We start from the raw sequence: 15643 nt of genomic DNA, 5'->3' as shown, positions 1-15643 counted from the left end.
ACAATGAAATCAGAACGCTGCATCTGGGGCACTCTGAGCGTTTTTCGGCTTGTCGGCGTAGCTCCGTAAAAGCGGGATTGCCTGCTGCGATATGTATCGCAAGCAGGCAGTCCCGCTTTTTTGCGGTTCTATTTTTTCCGCCGGCGCTGGCCTGTCACAAGATAGATGGTCCATTCGGCAATATTAGTCGCATGATCGGCAATACGTTCCAGGTAGCGGGCGACAAAAATGAGCTGCGTGGCCTGCGAAATGGTTGACGGATCCTCCATCATATAAGTCAGCAATTCACGAAATACCTGATAATAGATATGGTCAACCTCATCATCATTCAAGCAAACCTGCTCAGCCAGAGAAATATCCAGGGTGGTATACGCCTCCAGTGAATCCTTTAACATTTTCTGCGCCAGCTGCGCCATGCGGGGAATATCCACAAGGGGTTTGATCAGCGGCTGATTGGCCAGGGTCAGGGTAATCTTGGCGATATCATACGCATGATCGCCCATTCGCTCCAAATCAGTCGTAATTTTAAGGCCTGTACCGATTACGCGCAGGTCGCGGGCGATGGGCTGCTGTCTGGCGATTAGCACCATACACTTGTCTTCAATCTCCACTTCCATCTGATCGATCCGGTCATCAAATTCCATGACCTTGCCGGCCAGTTCGGCGTCCTGCCTGGCCAGTGAAGTCACCGCATCCTCAATCGCCCCGGCAACTGCGTTGCCCATATCCAGCAAGTTCTGGCGCAAATGCTCCAGCTCCTGGTCATAACTATGCCTCATCGTCATTTTGCGTTGTCCTCCTTAACCGAAGCGGCCTGTAATATAGTCTTCCGTCCGTTTATCCTGCGGACGGGTAAAGATGGTATCGGTCTTATCATGTTCTACCAGATCCCCATTGAGAAAAAAGCCGGTATAGTCCGACACCCTGGCGGCCTGCTGCATATTATGGGTAACCATAACGATAGTATATCTTGCTTTCAATTCTGTAACCAATTCTTCAATCTTCATAGTCGAAATCGGGTCCAGCGCAGAACACGGCTCATCCATCAGGAGAACTTCCGGCTCGACGGCCAGCAGTCTGGCGATACACAGCCGCTGCTGCTGACCGCCTGACAGTCCCATCGCCGAAGTATGCAGACGGTCTTTGACCTCTTCCCATAGCGCCGAACCAGTCAGACTCTTTTCCACTATGGTATCAAGCACGCTTCGGTTGGTTTGACCATGAATCCGCGGGCCATAAGCAATATTATCATAGATTGACATAGGAAACGGGTTGGGACGCTGAAATACCATCCCCACCCTTTTTCTCAGCATAACCGTATCTATTTTAGGATGATATATATTTTCGCCGTCAAGCAGCACTTCGCCCTCGATTTTCACACTATCAACCAAATCATTCATACGGTTCAGAGTTTTAAGAAAGGTTGACTTACCGCAGCCTGACGGTCCGATTAGAGCCAGCACCCCATTTTCAGCAATATCAATGGATATTTTTTTCAGAGCCAGAACATCGCCGTAATATAATTTAAGTTTATTAACCTGGATTTTATAGTTCATAAGCCAGTCTAATCCTCCTGTCGTTTCTTATATGCAATATAACATAAAAATAGCGGTCTGAATGTTAATATCTTGTTAAAATTGTTTTATCGGCTAAGGGTGCAAGCCGGGCATAAACAGTACTGAGGCCCGGGCGGCCGTCATGCATAAGCGAAGGTTAAGCGCCAGCGGCGAAGCGTTGTATGACGGCCGCCTGGGCCGGATTTTGTATTTGACGCCCCTTGTTTGATTACTCCTGGGGCGACTCCCGAAACTTTCCGGTAACTAAAAAAAAGATTGCCGCATTGGAAGCGACAATCTCATTATAACCCTTTATGGAATTTTTAATTATTACAAATCCTTGAACCGGTAACCAACACCCCGCACAGTCTCAATGGCTTCAGCTACCTCATTGTCCTCCCCTAATTTAACGCGCAGATGCCGCACATGCACATCAACCGTTCTGGTATCGCCAAAATATTCATAACCCCAGACCTTCTCCAGCAGTTGCTCTCTGGTAAACACCTTACCTGTATTGGTTACGAATAGTTTAAGCATCTCATATTCTTTAGGAGTAAGCTCCAGTTTGGCGGAGCCCAGATAGGCTTCATAGCGGCTAAAATTAAGCCGAAGTTTCCCTAAGGTTAATTCGCCGCCTATGGTGCTGTCTTTTTGACTGCGCCTAAGCACAGCCTTAATTCTGGCTAAGAGTTCCCGCGGGCTGAATGGTTTAGTCAGATAGTCGTCGGCGCCCAGTTCGAGGCCGATAACCTTATCAATCTCTTCATTCTTGGCAGTCAGCATAATAATGGGGATGGCAGCTGTTTCGCGGGAGTTTTTGATAATGCGGCACACTTCAAGACCATCCAGACCTGGCAGCATAAGATCAAGCACAACAAGATCCGGTTTCTCCGTTCTTGCCATCGTAACCGCCGTCTGCCCGTCTGCCGTCTCCAAAACTTTATAGCCGGCTTTCTCCACATTAAACTTTATCAGTTCGCGAATATTAAGCTCATCATCAACAATTAATATTTTTCCATTCATGAATGATGTTCTCCTCATTACAGTCTCGAAAAGCAAATTGACAAAAATTTACTTTCCCGGCACCACTACCACAAAATGCTTATAAGCAAAAACCAGGTTTAGAAACCTGGTTTACAGTCTGTCCATATTGCAATTAGGCGTTTACAGTATCTTTTAACCCTTTACCTGCTTTAAATACAGGATTCTTGGAAGCGGGAATGGTAATTTCCTTGCCGGTTTGCGGGTTGCGTCCCTTACGCTCTTCACGGGTTTTGACTTCAAAAGTACCAAATCCAATAATTTGTACTTTATCATCTTTGGCTAAAGCTTCCTCAATGGCAACAAAAACTGCATTGATGGCTTTTTCTGCATCTTTCTGGGTCATATCAGCCTTTTGGGCTACTGCTTTGACAAGGTCGGTTTTATTCACAATCTTGCTCCCCCTAACGTAAATCGATTACGATTAGCTTTATTCGCTATGGATTTTTTTATTCCTGCTTTTATTAAAAAAAATGGTAAAAAAACTCAAGTTTGACCCTCTTTTTCTTTGGCTTCCTCCCATAGGGCATCAAGTCCGGCCAAATCCAAGTCTCCCCAGCGGCAATTTTGCTCCTTAATTTTGGCCTCGATATAATTAAACCGCCTGCGAAATTTGTTATTGGTGGCATTAAGGGCCGTTTCCGGATCAATTCCCATAAACCGCGCTAAGTTTACAACAGCAAACAAAACATCCCCTAACTCTTCTTCGGTTCTCGCGCCGCGAACATCGTCCGGCAGGGCTGCAGCTTCCTTTAGTTCAGCCAATTCCTCGGCGACCTTGTCCCATACCGGGCCAATATTATCCCAGTCAAAACCCACTTTAGCCGCTTTGGCCTGCAGCTTATAAGCCGTCATAAGGCTGGGTAAGCCGATGGGAATACCATCAAGCACACAAGTTCGTTCGCCTGCTTTTTCCCGCTTTTTTATCTGCTCCCAGTTCAGGACAACCTCCGCGGCATCCCGCACGGTTATTTGGCCAAATACGTGCGGATGGCGGCGCACCATCTTTTCCGTAACAGTATCAATAATATCCTGCATGGAAAAACCGCCGCTCTCTTCGGCGATGCGGGCATGGAAAACGATTTGCAGCAGCAGGTCGCCTAGCTCTTCGCATAGCTTTACGCCGTCGGCAAGCTCAATGGCCTCAAGGACTTCATATACTTCCTCGACAATGTAGCGGCGCAGGCTTTGGTGAGTCTGCTCAATGTCCCAGACACAGCCGCCCGGCGATCGCAGCCGGGCCATAACGTCAACTACCGGATCAAGAGAAAAGACCTTGCTCCGTGCCTGGCGGGCCGGTACATACACGCTGGTAAGATGATCAATAACCGCCAGTCTGTCAAGTTCAAACAGCATAACTGTGGTTATTTCCTCGTCAGGCATTCCCAGATTGCGGACAACCGTTACCTGATATTCATCACCGTAGTAATCCATAAGCGTCAACTTCGCATCGGAGGCCACCTGCCGGCTGTATACCTGGGTGATAACAAGCCCGGTAGCCAGATCAGGCGGCAGAACGGCCAAATCGGCGGCATCCACAATGGTTACGCCGGTTATGGGATCAATCCCCAGCCGGGTATAAAGCACTTCCAGAAAACTCATGGCCGGAATGACGTTCAGGCTTATTCCGGCTGCTCTTGCCTTACTACAGATCAGTTCTACAGTTTTTTCAGCTACCAAAGGGCTGCCAGGTACGGCATAGACGATTTCCCGGCCTTGCCGGGCCTCGCCAATAACGGCACTGGCGATCTGCTGATACAAATCGTCAAAACTGTCCGCCTGCTCGTAGAGATGATCAAAACTTGTAAAAACCACACCGCGCTCCTTGAGCCCCTCGACACAGGGATGTTTGGCCGTTCTAAGCAACAGCGTGCCGGCGCCGGTTAACAATTCCCAGGTTTCCAGCGTAATCTGCTTAAAGCTGCCAGGACCAAGCCCGGCAATCGTTATTCCCATATTATCTCCTCAACAGTCTTAATTTAGTCAACATAGCGGCCAGCTTACCGCCTACTTTGGGTATTTGCTCGATATCACGGGCCTGCACACCGCCTACCAGGAGCATAACAATGCCAAACACCGCACCTCCGGCCATAATCGACCCCAGTGTCGCCAGTGTGTTGTGCAAGGTATGGCTCATAAGGGAATCATACGCCAGCAGTACAACAGCGCCCATAACGGCTGACGCTACCACAGCCTTCATTGTATCCTTGACATCAAGACTAAACCTTACATAGCGGTAGACGAAAAACATATTCAGAAGGGCGGCTACCCCGAAATCAGCTACAGTGGCCCAGGCCGCGCCCATAATGCCCAGCGCCGGCATAGCGGTAAGCACCCAGCTCATAATAATTTTCACAACAGCCGAAAGCGCCATATTGATAACCGGAATGGCCGTATGCCCCAACCCCTGCAGTACACCGGTTGTAACCTGATGAATGCCTAACAGGAAAATACCCACCGCCAGGATTGCAATTGATGTACCCGCGTTAGGCGTACCGTACAGCATTAAGGAAATAGGCGTGGCTAGCAGCCACATCCCCACAAAGCTCGGGATGGTAATCAGATTGGAGATGCGCATGGCTGTCGCCGTGCGCTGATAAATCCGTTCCTTGTTGCCTAGTGTATAAGCCTCCGATACTGCCGGCACCAGGCCGACGGCCAGCGAAGCCGTAAGAATGGTTGCCAGGTTAACCAGCGGTACTGCCATGCCGGTAAGATAGCCAAACAGTTCGGTAGCCTGTTCAACAGTATAACCGGCCACTTCCAGTCTGGCCGGCACAATTAAAAGGTCAATATTGGAGACCACCGGCAGCATGATATTTGCTAATGATACCGGCAATGCCAGTTTGACGATTCTCGTAATAATACTTACACTGGATTCCTGGTTAATTTGCGGCTGAGTTTCCATCTGGTGTTTAAATCCGGGCCGGTGGCGCCAATAAAAATACAATAATACTAAAAGACCGGCAGCAGCACCCGGTCCGGCGCCAAAACTGGCGCCGGCGGCTGCGAATTCAAGGCCGCGCGGTAAGAGGATATAAGCAAAAGCAATCATGGTAATAACCCGGAACAGTTGCTCAAAAATCTGCGAAACAGCAGTTGGCGTCATCATCTGCAGACCTTGAAAATAGCCGCGGTAACTGGATAATACCGTGACAAAAAAGATAGCCGGCGCTAATGCGGCAATAGCATAGTAAGCCCGGGCGTCACGCACAAAGTGATTTTCAATCAGCCAGCCGGCGCCATAGTATAAAAGAAAGGTAAACAAAAGACCGGTGGCTGCCAGCACACCCAGCGATATGCGAAAAACCCGGTTGGCTCCCCGGTAATCCCTCAGCGCCAGCTTCTCGGCGACAATTATGGAAATAGCAACCGGAATGCCGGCTGAAGAAACGCTGAGCGCCAATAGATATATAGGATAAGCCATCTGATACAGGCCTACCCCTTCTCCCCCTAACAAACGGGACAAAAGAATACGGTTTACCGAACCGATAATTTTAACCACAATACCGGCAACCGTCAGAATAAGTGCACCTTTTAAAAATGTATCTTTACTCAACCGAGTCATTCCTCTCCAAAATTTGGCTTAATTGGCCACTTTTACTATTATAACAAAATCTCACTGCCAATAAAACATTAAATAAAAGTAGCGAACTTAACAAATTGTTATTGTCCGCTACTTACGCCATGAATGCTGTGATATTATTGAGCCATTTGTTTTGCCAGGAATCCTGCTGCTGTTTCGGCTAGTTTGATTTCCATGTCAGCCATTTGGACGCCAGGCTCTTTGGAACAGATAATTACAGCGCCGATAGCATCACCTTCAACAATAATGGGAGCAATGACTTCTGAGGTGAATTTGCAGGTTTCGTCGTCTTCGCACTGGGAGGCGCAGCCCTTACAATGTTTGTATTCACCCGGATTGCTAATAAGAACGGATTTGCGTTCCTCCATGACTTTCTCGACAGCTGGACCTAGGGGTTTGCTTAAAAATTCTTTCTTCGAGGCGCCGGCAACAGCTACTACATTATCGCGGTCAGCAATGAGAACTATATGACCGATAGCTTCATACAGCGAATCGGCATACTCTTTTGCAAAATCACCCAGTTCGCCGACCGGGGAGTACTTTTTGAGAATTACCTCCCCTTCACGATCAACGTATATCTCTAATGGATCCCCTTCACGGATTCTCAAGGTTCGTCTGATTTCCTTGGGTATTACAACCCGACCTAAATCATCAATTCTGCGTACAATTCCAGTTGCTTTCACCAGTATCCCCCTTTCTACAGCTTTAGCCAATGAATTTAGAATGAACAGCTAAGCGAATCGAAACAATGCGAAACTAAGTCATTGCTTAGGAAATATCCTAATCATTCATTGATAGTAGTATATATCCAGCAGGTAGGATTTATTCATTTTTCTGGCGCTGAAAAGAGGGATAAGTTAACACTTTTTCTTTATCGGTTAACATGGCTAGGGCTAAAAACAATTTCGTCAGGGCATCCACTACCGGAATAGTAAGGCGGGTGGTAACGAGCCGCATAGACTCCGGCGGTCCGGGCACAAAGGCCAGTTTGCCGGGAAACAAACTCTTGGCAGTAACAAGTCCGCCCTCAGCCACATGGGGATTGTCGCCAAAAACAATTTCCACGCGCCCGCCCCGTTCGGCAATCAGACGGATACCAATTCGCCGCGCCAGGTTCTTGATACGGGCCACTGCCAGGAGGTTGGTTACCGGCAACGGCGGCTCGCCAAAGCGGTCAATCAATTCGTCGGTCAGGTCGGCCAGGTGTTCTTCCTGGCGAACAGCGGCAATCCGCTGGTAGATTTCAATCTTATGCATAGCGTCGCTAATATATTCACCGGTAAGATAAGCGTCGATATTAAGTTCAATAATAGGTTCAGGCGGCGGTACGAATACCTTGCCTGTCTTAAGTTCTTCCACCGCTTCATCCAGCAGGCGGCAGTACATTTCAAAGCCGACACTGACAATATGACCGTGCTGCTCACGGCCCAGAATATTACCGGCACCTCTGATTTCCAGGTCGCGCATGGCTATTTTAAAGCCTGAGCCTAGTTCAGCAAACTCCTTAATAGCCTGCAGGCGCTTCTCGGCGACTTCGGTAAGCACTTTATCACGCCGGTAGGTAAAATACGCATACGCCATCCGGTGCGATCGGCCCACCCGCCCGCGCATCTGATACAATTGCGACAAGCCAAAGTGATCGGCATCATAGACAATAATGGTATTGGCATTAGGTACATCCAGCCCATTTTCGATAATACTGGTGCAAATCAAAACATCATCCCGGTTTTCATAAAAGTCCAGCATAACCTGTTCCAATAACTCTTCCGGCATCTGCCCATGACCTGTTTTGATGGTGGCATCCGGTAAAATCTCGCTCAGCCGCTGACGTACTTTATCAATAGTTTGCACACGGTTATAAACAAAATACACTTGGCCGCCGCGTTTTAATTCGCGAACAATGGCCTCCCGGATGATTTCCTCATTGTATTCAACCACATAGCTCTGTACCGGGAACCGGTCTTCCGGCGGCGTTTCTATAATGCTCATATCCCGCGCGCCTACCAGCGACATGTGCAAGGTGCGCGGGATGGGAGTGGCGCTTAAGGTCAGCACGTCAAGGTTAGCCCGCCAGCGTTTCATCTTTTCCTTTTGCGCCACACCAAACCGCTGCTCTTCATCCACAATTAAGAGGCCCAGGTCCTTAAAAACTACATCGGACTGAAGAATACGGTGCGTGCCGATAAGCACATCCACCTGGCCGAGAGCTAGTTTTTGCAAAGTGGCTTTCTGCTCCTTGGCGCTTCTAAACCGGCTGACAACGTCGACGACCGTGCCAAAACCGTTGAAACGTGAGCTAAAAGTCTGATAGTGCTGTTGAGCCAATACCGTAGTGGGCACCAATACAGCCACCTGCTTGCCGCTCATGACGGCTTTAAAGGCCGCCCGGATAGCCACCTCCGTCTTGCCAAAGCCAACATCACCGCACAATAGCCGATCCATAGGACGAGGCTGCTCCATATCGCGCTTGACTTCGCCGATGGCCTGCAGTTGGTCGGGTGTCTCCTCAAAGGGAAAGGCATCCTCAAACTCACGCTGCCAGGGCGTATCAGACTGAAAAGCATAACCTACCTGCAGCTGGCGCTCGGCATACAGTTCGATAAGCTCTTTGGCCATATCGGCCACGGCTGCTTTTGCCTTGGTCTTTACTTTGAGCCAGTCGCTCCCGCCCATTTTGCTAAGCCTGGGCACTTCGCCTTCTGCGCCGATATATTTCTGCAGCAAACCTACCTGATCTGTCGGTACGTATAACTTGTCATCACCGGCATAGCGAATATGCAGATAATCTTTATGAACCCCGCCGACTTCAAGGGTTTCTACACCAACATACTTGCCGATACCATGATTTACGTGAACGACATAGTCACCGAGATTGATATCACGGAAATAAGTAATTTGCTGATCTTTACCGACACGGGGCCGGCGTTTCTTCTTCTGCCGCCCGAAAATGTCGAGCTCGGTGAGGACAACCAGCTTAGCCTGAGGGAACTCAAAACCGCCTGACAAGACACCCGTGGATACAACCAGGGCCCCCGCGATAAGCGGCATATGACCTTCGCCGGCCATAATGGCGGTTATGCCTTCCTGGGCCAGGTTCTGCTGAATACTAACCGCTTTGTCCTGGTTAGGCATAAATAAAACAATGGTATATTTTTTATCCTGCCAGCCTTTAATCTCGGTAATCAGCATGTCAATTTGCCGGTGAAACGGTGCAATGCCCTTGGCGGTAACGCTGATGATCTCGGTTGGCTGAACATTGGGTATTTTTTGCAATAAAAGCGACAAATACACTACATTATATGCCTGACAGGCCGCTGTCAGGTCATTCCAGGCAAATACCCGCTTTTTAATATCGGGATTCTCTTTAACCAGCTTGGCCAGTTGTTCTCTGAACCGCGCCGGTTCATCGAACACAAGGGTGGCGCCCGGCGGCAGATAGGACACGAATACGGCAGGTTTGCCGCTATACTCCGGCTCAGTTAACGGCATAATATCGGCTAACTTAATATCCTGCACAGAACGTTGGCTGGCAGGCTCAAATTCCCGCAGGGAGTCAATGTCGTCGCCAAATAGTTCCGCCCGGAGCGGCAAACTCCGGTTAACAGCAAAAATATCAATAATGCCGCCCCGCACGCTAAACTGACCGGCGCTGTCTACCTGATCAACGCGCTCATAGCCAAAATCGACCAGCGAGTGAATGAGACTCTCACGATTGACCAAGCCGCCGCTAGTCAGCGTTATGCGGCTATTTAAAAATTCCTGTTTAGGCAACACCTTCTGCATGGCGGCTTCGGCAGTGGCCAGCACAATGATAGTTTCCCCCCGCGCCATGCGGCTTAAAATATCCATGCGTCTGGCCGCCAGCTCGACGCTCTTGGCGTCCGCTGAAAAAGTTACAATATCAATAGCCGGCAGTTCCAGCACCGTAACATCAGGCAGGAGCGTGGCAAGATCGGCTCTAAGTAATTCACTGCTCTCATGGCTGGCTGTCATAATGACAGTCGGCCGGGCGGCCTTCTGAAACGCGGCTGCCATCAGCACAGTCTTTTGTGCGCCTGTTACGCCATATACCAGACTTTGGGCGTTAGCAGCGGCCGCAAATGCAGCCTGCGCCTGTCGCAAGGCGGTATCGTCATGTAAAGCTGCAAAAAGTGTAAGCATAGTTTTCTCTCCCATACAAAAACCTCATCCCGGATAGTACCAAAAGGGCTTTAGCCTAGGCTAAAGCCCTTACATTATTCAGGTTCATCCAGACACAGAATCATTGCTAATGAGTATAGCCTTTATTAACGGCCGTCATCCCCAGCGCAACATTATCATCCAAACCCATAGCTGTTATACAATAGTCGCAGAGTGATTTCACATAGATGGCATTTTGCGCAGCATCAGTCTTAATTATATCCTGGCGTTCCTGGGCAGTCAAGCAATCAAAGCCAAACTTAGCCTCATCAACCTGATCTACTTCTAATGTATCAATAGGATCACCGCAATATTCACAGGTATAGAATATTTTCATGACTTATCCCTCCTTCCTCGGTTGCGGGCGCCTTTCTCGGCCAGCATTCTGACAACTGCCACATTATAGGCCAGATGCACCATAGTACCTGCCGCTAAGCCAAACCATATAATGCCGGTAAAATCCAGTATACCGGCAGTTACCGTTCCAAACAGGGCATGTCCGGCAATACTCAAAAGGGGCGCCAGCAACTGGCGGCTTTTACCGTCCTGGCACCAGTCATAGACGGCCTCAATTACACCAAATATCGCATGTACGGCAACAATTCCGGTTCCCATATAGTAAGCTAACAGCGTTTTGGCTGCTTCTTCCGCGAACGGACCGATACTAATGACAGTAACCGGTCCAACTGTCCGCATAAAAAACCGGTTAAGCAAAAAACTCAGACTGGCCATGAGCAGAGCAATGATATAGGCCATTATTTATCCTCGCAATCGTTCTGCGTGCATATATTATTCCCCGTAAGATCCGTACTGTATACTCCAGCCAAGATTCACAGTATTTTTCCGCCATAGCCGACAGGAAAAATTTGCTTACATGGCGAAATTAATTATTTTAAAGACAGATGACACATATTTTGGAGGGATAGTTTTGTACAAGTCTTGCAAACCGCTATTGCGCCTGACAGCCTTGGCACTTGCCGCTATCTGGTGCCTGCTGCCGTCTTTGGCCCTGGCTAAATCTAAGCAACCTGCCGCCCCGCCGGCTCCAGTTAAAGTGACCGTACTGGCTACAGCCGGAGTTAACGGGCAAATTATCAACTGGGATTATCAGTTTCCCCGCACCGCCGAATTCGGCCTTGTGCGCATTGCCAGCCTGGTAAAAAAAGAACGCCAGAATAATCCGTACACCTTATTGGTTGATGGCGGCAATATGCTCTCCGGTTCTGCCCTGACCAATTATTTTGCTCAGGAAACCACCAAGCTGCCTATACCTATGGTTACTATGTACAACGCATTGGGTTATGATGCCATGGTACTCGGCGACGGCGAATTCGACTACGGACCAGCTTACTTGTCCAAGGCGCTGACGCTGGCTAAGTTTCCCGTATTGGCTGCCAATACTTCTTCCGCGGATAAAACCTGGGCAAAGATTAAACCTTATACAATCAAGGAGTTTGATGTAGGTAAGGAGAAGAAGAAAAAGGAATTTATCCGGATTGGCATTATTGGCATATCCGCCATGGACGCACAAACCGATCCGCAAAGTCACACCGGCCTAACCTTTACCGATCAGGCGGCTGCTATTGACGCCGCTACTAAAAAATTACAAAAAAGCGTGGATGCCATTATTGTCGTAAAAAACAACGGCTTGGAAGTTAATGGCGTAGCTGCGGCAGTTCCTGGAAAATTTGGCAGCAGCCTGAGTAAGACCGATCTAACCTTTGAAAAAATAGGCAAGAAATGGGTAGTTACGCAAACCGATACTTCCAGTATCTTTGCTGTCACCGCTCCTCCCGACAAGGCTATGACGGATGCAGCGTGGCCTTATCATGATGCTACTTTGCAACACTTGGCCAAACGCCCATAGCGCCCCACCTGCTTCGTTGTCAGTCCGGCGCTTGCTAACGTACTTCCCAGTACGCCGCGCTGCACGTCCTCCTTCCGCCTCGCATCTGGGGCACTCTGGACGTTTGCGGCAATCCATAATAGACATGAAAAAGTCACGTCGCATGCGACGTGACTTTTTTCCTGTTACTATGGCAATAACCCCATCGGATCTACCGGCTGACCGTCTTTTTGAACTTCAAAATGCAGGTGCGGTCCGGTCGAATTACCGGTGTTGCCCATGGAGGCAATGCGTTGTCCGGCCCGGACGTATTGACCGACTTCAACAAAAAAGTCGCTAAGGTGCCCATACAGACTGACATAGCCACCGCCATGATCAATCATAACCGTATAGCCGTAACCGCCGCGCCACCCGGCCCAGATGATTCGTCCGGCTCTGGCGGCCATAACGTGGGTGCCAATATCATTGGCAAGATCAACACCGGCGTGGAGTCGCCCCCACCGCCAGCCAAACGGCGACGAAATCTCGCCCCGGGTTGGCCAAATAAAGCGGCTGAAAGAACCGCGCGCTACCTTGGTATCGGCTCTGGCCCAGCGCGCGCCTGGAATAAACAATTTCTCACCAACGTCAATGGTATCGGTTTCTTTACCATTGGCGGTTTTTATTGCATCTACCTGTATACCATATGCACGGGCAATATCCCATAAGGTATCGCCGCTATTCACCTGATGAATAACTCCCTTATTCGGTAAAATAATCAGCTCGTCGCCGGGATGAATAAGGTCGTCAATGCCAGGGTTGGCTGTCGTAAGTGTTTCAAGGTCAATGCCATATTGCTCAGCGATAGCCGATAAGGTGTCACCGGCTGCCACCACATGCTTGCGGACGGTTTGCAGACTCTGCTGAGGTCCGGCGGCTGCTTGCTCCGTTATTTGTTTCTCGGCAGCAGGTAATGCTGCAATAACCTCAGGCACAGCCTCCGGCGGCCTGCCCGGCGTCATCCATACTCCCGCCAAAATGGCAACCCCGCTCAAATAAGCCCATTGCTTAGCTTTGACTTTCGGCAGATTCAATGCCCTCACCTCGCTTACTGGTTTATTCATGGTTATCAGACTTAAGACAGCACATGGCTTGCCTGCTGCTTTGGCATTAAAGCAAAGCGCTGTTGCTGTACCGGACCAATGGCACATTCGCCCGGTCAGGTTTAGTCTGTTAACCGAAATGATCCCCAGTATTAGCATAAGCATTAAACCAGGAAAATATGCATAACTTGGATTATTTTACTGACAACTTACATATTGTGTGCCATCTTTATTAATTTATCCATAAAGAAAACACGGCTTGCGCCGAGCCTTGGGCGAAAGCGGAAGCCGATGTTGCCCTTATCCAGGCGAAAGTTATACTTTCTATCAGGACAAAAAAAAAGAGATCGTTTTATCATCTGCTCATATAGCCTTCTGCGCGAAGGTTATAATAAGAAGCTGACGAAACAATCTCTTCACCGGTTCTAAAAAGGCATCTGCAAATTTTTCTACTAGGCCCGTTTAATCGGCATAGGTTTCTTATCAAATTTATGAATGGCGTCGACAAACCGCACAGTACCGGTGGAAGCGCGCATCACAATAGAATGAGTACGGGCCCCGCCGCCAAAATAACGCACACCGTTTAACAAGTCTCCCTGAGTAATGGCAGTGGCCGCAAACATTACTTCATCGCCTTTAACCAGGTCGTCTAATGTAAATACTTTATTAATATCGGTAATACCCATGTTCCGGGCCCGTTCAATATCATTGTCATTTTCCGGCCAGAGCTTGGCCTGCATATCGCCGCCCAGGCACTTGATGGCGGCTGCCGCCAGGACGCCCTCCGGTGCACCGCCGATCCCCAGCAGCATATGCACGGCTGTTCCATCAATCGCCGCGTTGATAGCCGGGGAAACATCCCCGTCTGTTATGAGCTTTATTCTGGCTCCGGCGTCACGCGCTTCTTTAATTATAGACGCGTGACGGGGACGGTCAAGAATAACAACAACCATGTCTTCCACTCTGCGATCCAGCGCAGCCGCTACTGACTTGAGGTTTTCTCTTACCGGTGCGTTTATGTCAATTTTACCTCTGGCCCGCGGACCAACTGCAATTTTGTCCATATACATGTCAGGCGCATGCAAAAGACAGCCGCTGGGGGCGATCGCCAGAACAGCAATGGAACCGGGCAAACCTTTGGCCACCAGATTTGTACCTTCCAAAGGATCAACGGCAATATCCACCTCGCGTCCGCCGTGGCCTACCTTTTCACCAATATATAACATCGGCGCTTCGTCCATTTCCCCTTCGCCGATAACTACGCAACCACTGATATTGACTGTGTCAAAAGCAGCCCTCATCGCATCTACAGCCGCCTGATCTGCGGCAATCTTTTCACCACGGCCCATCCAACGGCCGCAGGCAATCGCAGCCGCCTCAGTCACCCGTACAAACTCCAGTGCTAATTCACGTTCCATAATGCTACATCTCCTTAATTCTTGATGGGGGGATAAAGAAAACACGGCTTGCGCCGAGCCTTTGGCGAAAGCGGAAACCGATGTTGCCCTTATCCAGGCGAAAGTTATACTTTCTATCAGGATAAAGAACACACGGCCGTAGCCGGGCCTTTGGCAAAGGCGGAAGACGATGCCGCCCTTATACTAAAAGATATTTGTACTTTCTTTCAGTAAAAATTATGCCGGGCACTCCGCCCGGCCTCCTCTATCTTCTGGAACTCATGACTCACAGTCTCACATGTTGGCTTTCTGCCAGTCCTCCAGAAAACGCTTAATGCCGGCATCGGTCAACGGGTGATTTAACAGCGATGACAATACCTTGGCCGGCACGGTTGCGATATGAGCTCCGGCCAGCGCCGCCTGCGTAACATGCAGCGGATGACGAATACTGGCAGCGATGATTTCAGTCTCAATACCATGTATGGCAAAGATATCAGCTGTTTCTTTTATAAGCGCAATACCATCCTGGCTAACATCATCCAGACGGCCGACAAACGGACTAACATAAGCAGCCCCGGCCCGTGCGGCCAGCAAGGCCTGGTTTGCGGAAAAAATAAGAGTCACGTTGGTTTTAATGCCTTCCGCTGCCAAAGCATGTACTGCTTTTAAGCCGTCTATTGTCACGGGTACCTTTATTACCACGTTCTCGCCAAGTTTAGCTAACTGGCGCGCTTCGGGCAGCATCTCTTCAAAACGGGTACTGATTACCTCGGCACTGACCGATCCGGTTGTAAGGGCGGCAATCTCTTTGATGACTGCCATAATATCTTGCTTTTCTTTGGCGATGAGTGAGGGGTTAGTAGTTATGCCAGCCACGACACCCATAGGAAGAATTTCTTTGATTTCGCCAATATTAGCTGTATCTAAAAAAAACTTCATGGATACTTCACTCGCCT

The 15643-nt window shown here is 49.2% G+C and carries 14 protein-coding genes; 1 reads left to right on the top strand and 13 read right to left on the bottom strand.

Annotated elements, in window-relative coordinates:
• Positions 1-128 precede the first annotated feature (128 nt).
• The 10 genes from phoU to SATMO3_RS01515 form a co-directional block, all read right to left on the bottom strand.
• Entirely contained in the window at positions 129-785 is a 657-nt protein-coding gene (phoU, locus tag SATMO3_RS01560; protein ID WP_371376558.1) for a phosphate signaling complex protein PhoU, read from the bottom strand.
• Positions 786-800: 15 nt separating this feature from the next.
• Positions 801-1556: a phosphate ABC transporter ATP-binding protein PstB gene (pstB, locus tag SATMO3_RS01555; RefSeq protein WP_371376554.1), complete on the bottom strand. Its 756-nt coding sequence runs from the start codon at positions 1554-1556 to the stop codon at positions 801-803.
• Positions 1557-1886: 330 nt separating this feature from the next.
• Positions 1887-2579 (bottom strand): response regulator, encoded by a 693-nt coding sequence (locus SATMO3_RS01550; RefSeq protein WP_371376552.1) that lies wholly within the window; start codon positions 2577-2579, stop codon positions 1887-1889.
• 133 nt (positions 2580-2712) lie between these two features.
• Entirely contained in the window at positions 2713-2988 is a 276-nt protein-coding gene (locus SATMO3_RS01545; RefSeq protein ID WP_371376550.1) for an HU family DNA-binding protein, read from the bottom strand.
• A 95-nt stretch (positions 2989-3083) separates the two neighbouring features.
• Complete coding sequence (gene mazG, locus SATMO3_RS01540) at positions 3084-4553, bottom strand: nucleoside triphosphate pyrophosphohydrolase (protein ID WP_371376547.1); 1470 nt, start codon at positions 4551-4553, stop codon at positions 3084-3086.
• A gap of 1 nt (position 4554) precedes the next feature.
• Positions 4555-6156 (bottom strand): polysaccharide biosynthesis C-terminal domain-containing protein, encoded by a 1602-nt coding sequence (locus SATMO3_RS01535; RefSeq protein ID WP_371376545.1) that lies wholly within the window; start codon positions 6154-6156, stop codon positions 4555-4557.
• A 143-nt stretch (positions 6157-6299) separates the two neighbouring features.
• Positions 6300-6866, bottom strand: coding sequence for a stage V sporulation protein T (spoVT, locus tag SATMO3_RS01530; protein WP_371376542.1), 567 nt, complete (start codon positions 6864-6866; stop codon positions 6300-6302).
• Between the two features lie 139 nt (positions 6867-7005).
• Positions 7006-10344, bottom strand: coding sequence for a transcription-repair coupling factor (mfd, locus tag SATMO3_RS01525; RefSeq protein ID WP_371376539.1), 3339 nt, complete (start codon positions 10342-10344; stop codon positions 7006-7008).
• Positions 10345-10450: 106 nt separating this feature from the next.
• The gene (locus SATMO3_RS01520) at positions 10451-10699 is read right to left on the bottom strand and encodes an anti-sigma-F factor Fin (RefSeq protein ID WP_371376536.1); all 249 of its coding nucleotides are present in this window, start codon (positions 10697-10699) and stop codon (positions 10451-10453) included.
• A complete protein-coding gene (locus tag SATMO3_RS01515; RefSeq protein ID WP_371376533.1) occupies positions 10696-11118 on the bottom strand; it encodes a hypothetical protein in 423 nt (140 codons plus the stop codon). Before SATMO3_RS01515 ends, SATMO3_RS01520 begins: the two co-directional genes overlap by 4 nt.
• A gap of 172 nt (positions 11119-11290) precedes the next feature.
• On the opposite strand from SATMO3_RS01515, the gene SATMO3_RS01510 reads away from it, so the two are divergent.
• Complete coding sequence (locus tag SATMO3_RS01510; RefSeq protein WP_371376530.1) at positions 11291-12229, top strand: bifunctional UDP-sugar hydrolase/5'-nucleotidase; 939 nt, start codon at positions 11291-11293, stop codon at positions 12227-12229.
• Between the two features lie 167 nt (positions 12230-12396).
• Here SATMO3_RS01510 and SATMO3_RS01505 read toward each other — a convergent pair whose 3' ends face one another.
• From SATMO3_RS01505 to fsa, 3 genes are all read right to left on the bottom strand, one after another.
• Positions 12397-13449: a peptidoglycan DD-metalloendopeptidase family protein gene (locus SATMO3_RS01505; protein ID WP_371376528.1), complete on the bottom strand. Its 1053-nt coding sequence runs from the start codon at positions 13447-13449 to the stop codon at positions 12397-12399.
• Between the two features lie 293 nt (positions 13450-13742).
• Entirely contained in the window at positions 13743-14708 is a 966-nt protein-coding gene (gene glpX / locus SATMO3_RS01500; RefSeq protein WP_371376525.1) for a class II fructose-bisphosphatase, read from the bottom strand.
• 273 nt (positions 14709-14981) lie between these two features.
• Complete coding sequence (gene fsa, locus SATMO3_RS01495; protein WP_371376522.1) at positions 14982-15626, bottom strand: fructose-6-phosphate aldolase; 645 nt, start codon at positions 15624-15626, stop codon at positions 14982-14984.
• Positions 15627-15643 lie beyond the last annotated feature (17 nt).

It is taken from the genome of Sporomusa aerivorans (assembly GCF_041428895.1).
Lineage (GTDB): Bacteria > Bacillota > Negativicutes > Sporomusales > Sporomusaceae > Sporomusa > Sporomusa aerivorans.
The sequence above is the reverse complement of the archived record's forward strand: the minus strand, read 5'-3'. Positions and strand labels throughout refer to the sequence as shown.

Bases quoted from the DNA above. Each gene is read 5' to 3' on its own strand.
- phoU (WP_371376558.1), bottom strand. From the start codon at position 785: ATGACGATGAGGCATAGTTATGACCAGGAGCTGGAGCATTTGCGCCAG.
- pstB (WP_371376554.1), bottom strand. From the start codon at position 1,556: ATGAACTATAAAATCCAGGTTAATAAACTTAAATTATATTACGGCGAT.
- SATMO3_RS01550 (WP_371376552.1), bottom strand. From the start codon at position 2,579: ATGAATGGAAAAATATTAATTGTTGATGATGAGCTTAATATTCGCGAA.
- mazG (WP_371376547.1), bottom strand. From the start codon at position 4,553: ATGGGAATAACGATTGCCGGGCTTGGTCCTGGCAGCTTTAAGCAGATT.
- mfd (WP_371376539.1), bottom strand. From the start codon at position 10,344: ATGCTTACACTTTTTGCAGCTTTACATGACGATACCGCCTTGCGACAG.
- SATMO3_RS01520 (WP_371376536.1), bottom strand. From the start codon at position 10,699: ATGAAAATATTCTATACCTGTGAATATTGCGGTGATCCTATTGATACA.
- SATMO3_RS01515 (WP_371376533.1), bottom strand. From the start codon at position 11,118: ATGGCCTATATCATTGCTCTGCTCATGGCCAGTCTGAGTTTTTTGCTT.
- SATMO3_RS01505 (WP_371376528.1), bottom strand. From the start codon at position 13,449: ATGCTAATACTGGGGATCATTTCGGTTAACAGACTAAACCTGACCGGG.
- glpX (WP_371376525.1), bottom strand. From the start codon at position 14,708: ATGGAACGTGAATTAGCACTGGAGTTTGTACGGGTGACTGAGGCGGCT.
- fsa (WP_371376522.1), bottom strand. From the start codon at position 15,626: ATGAAGTTTTTTTTAGATACAGCTAATATTGGCGAAATCAAAGAAATT.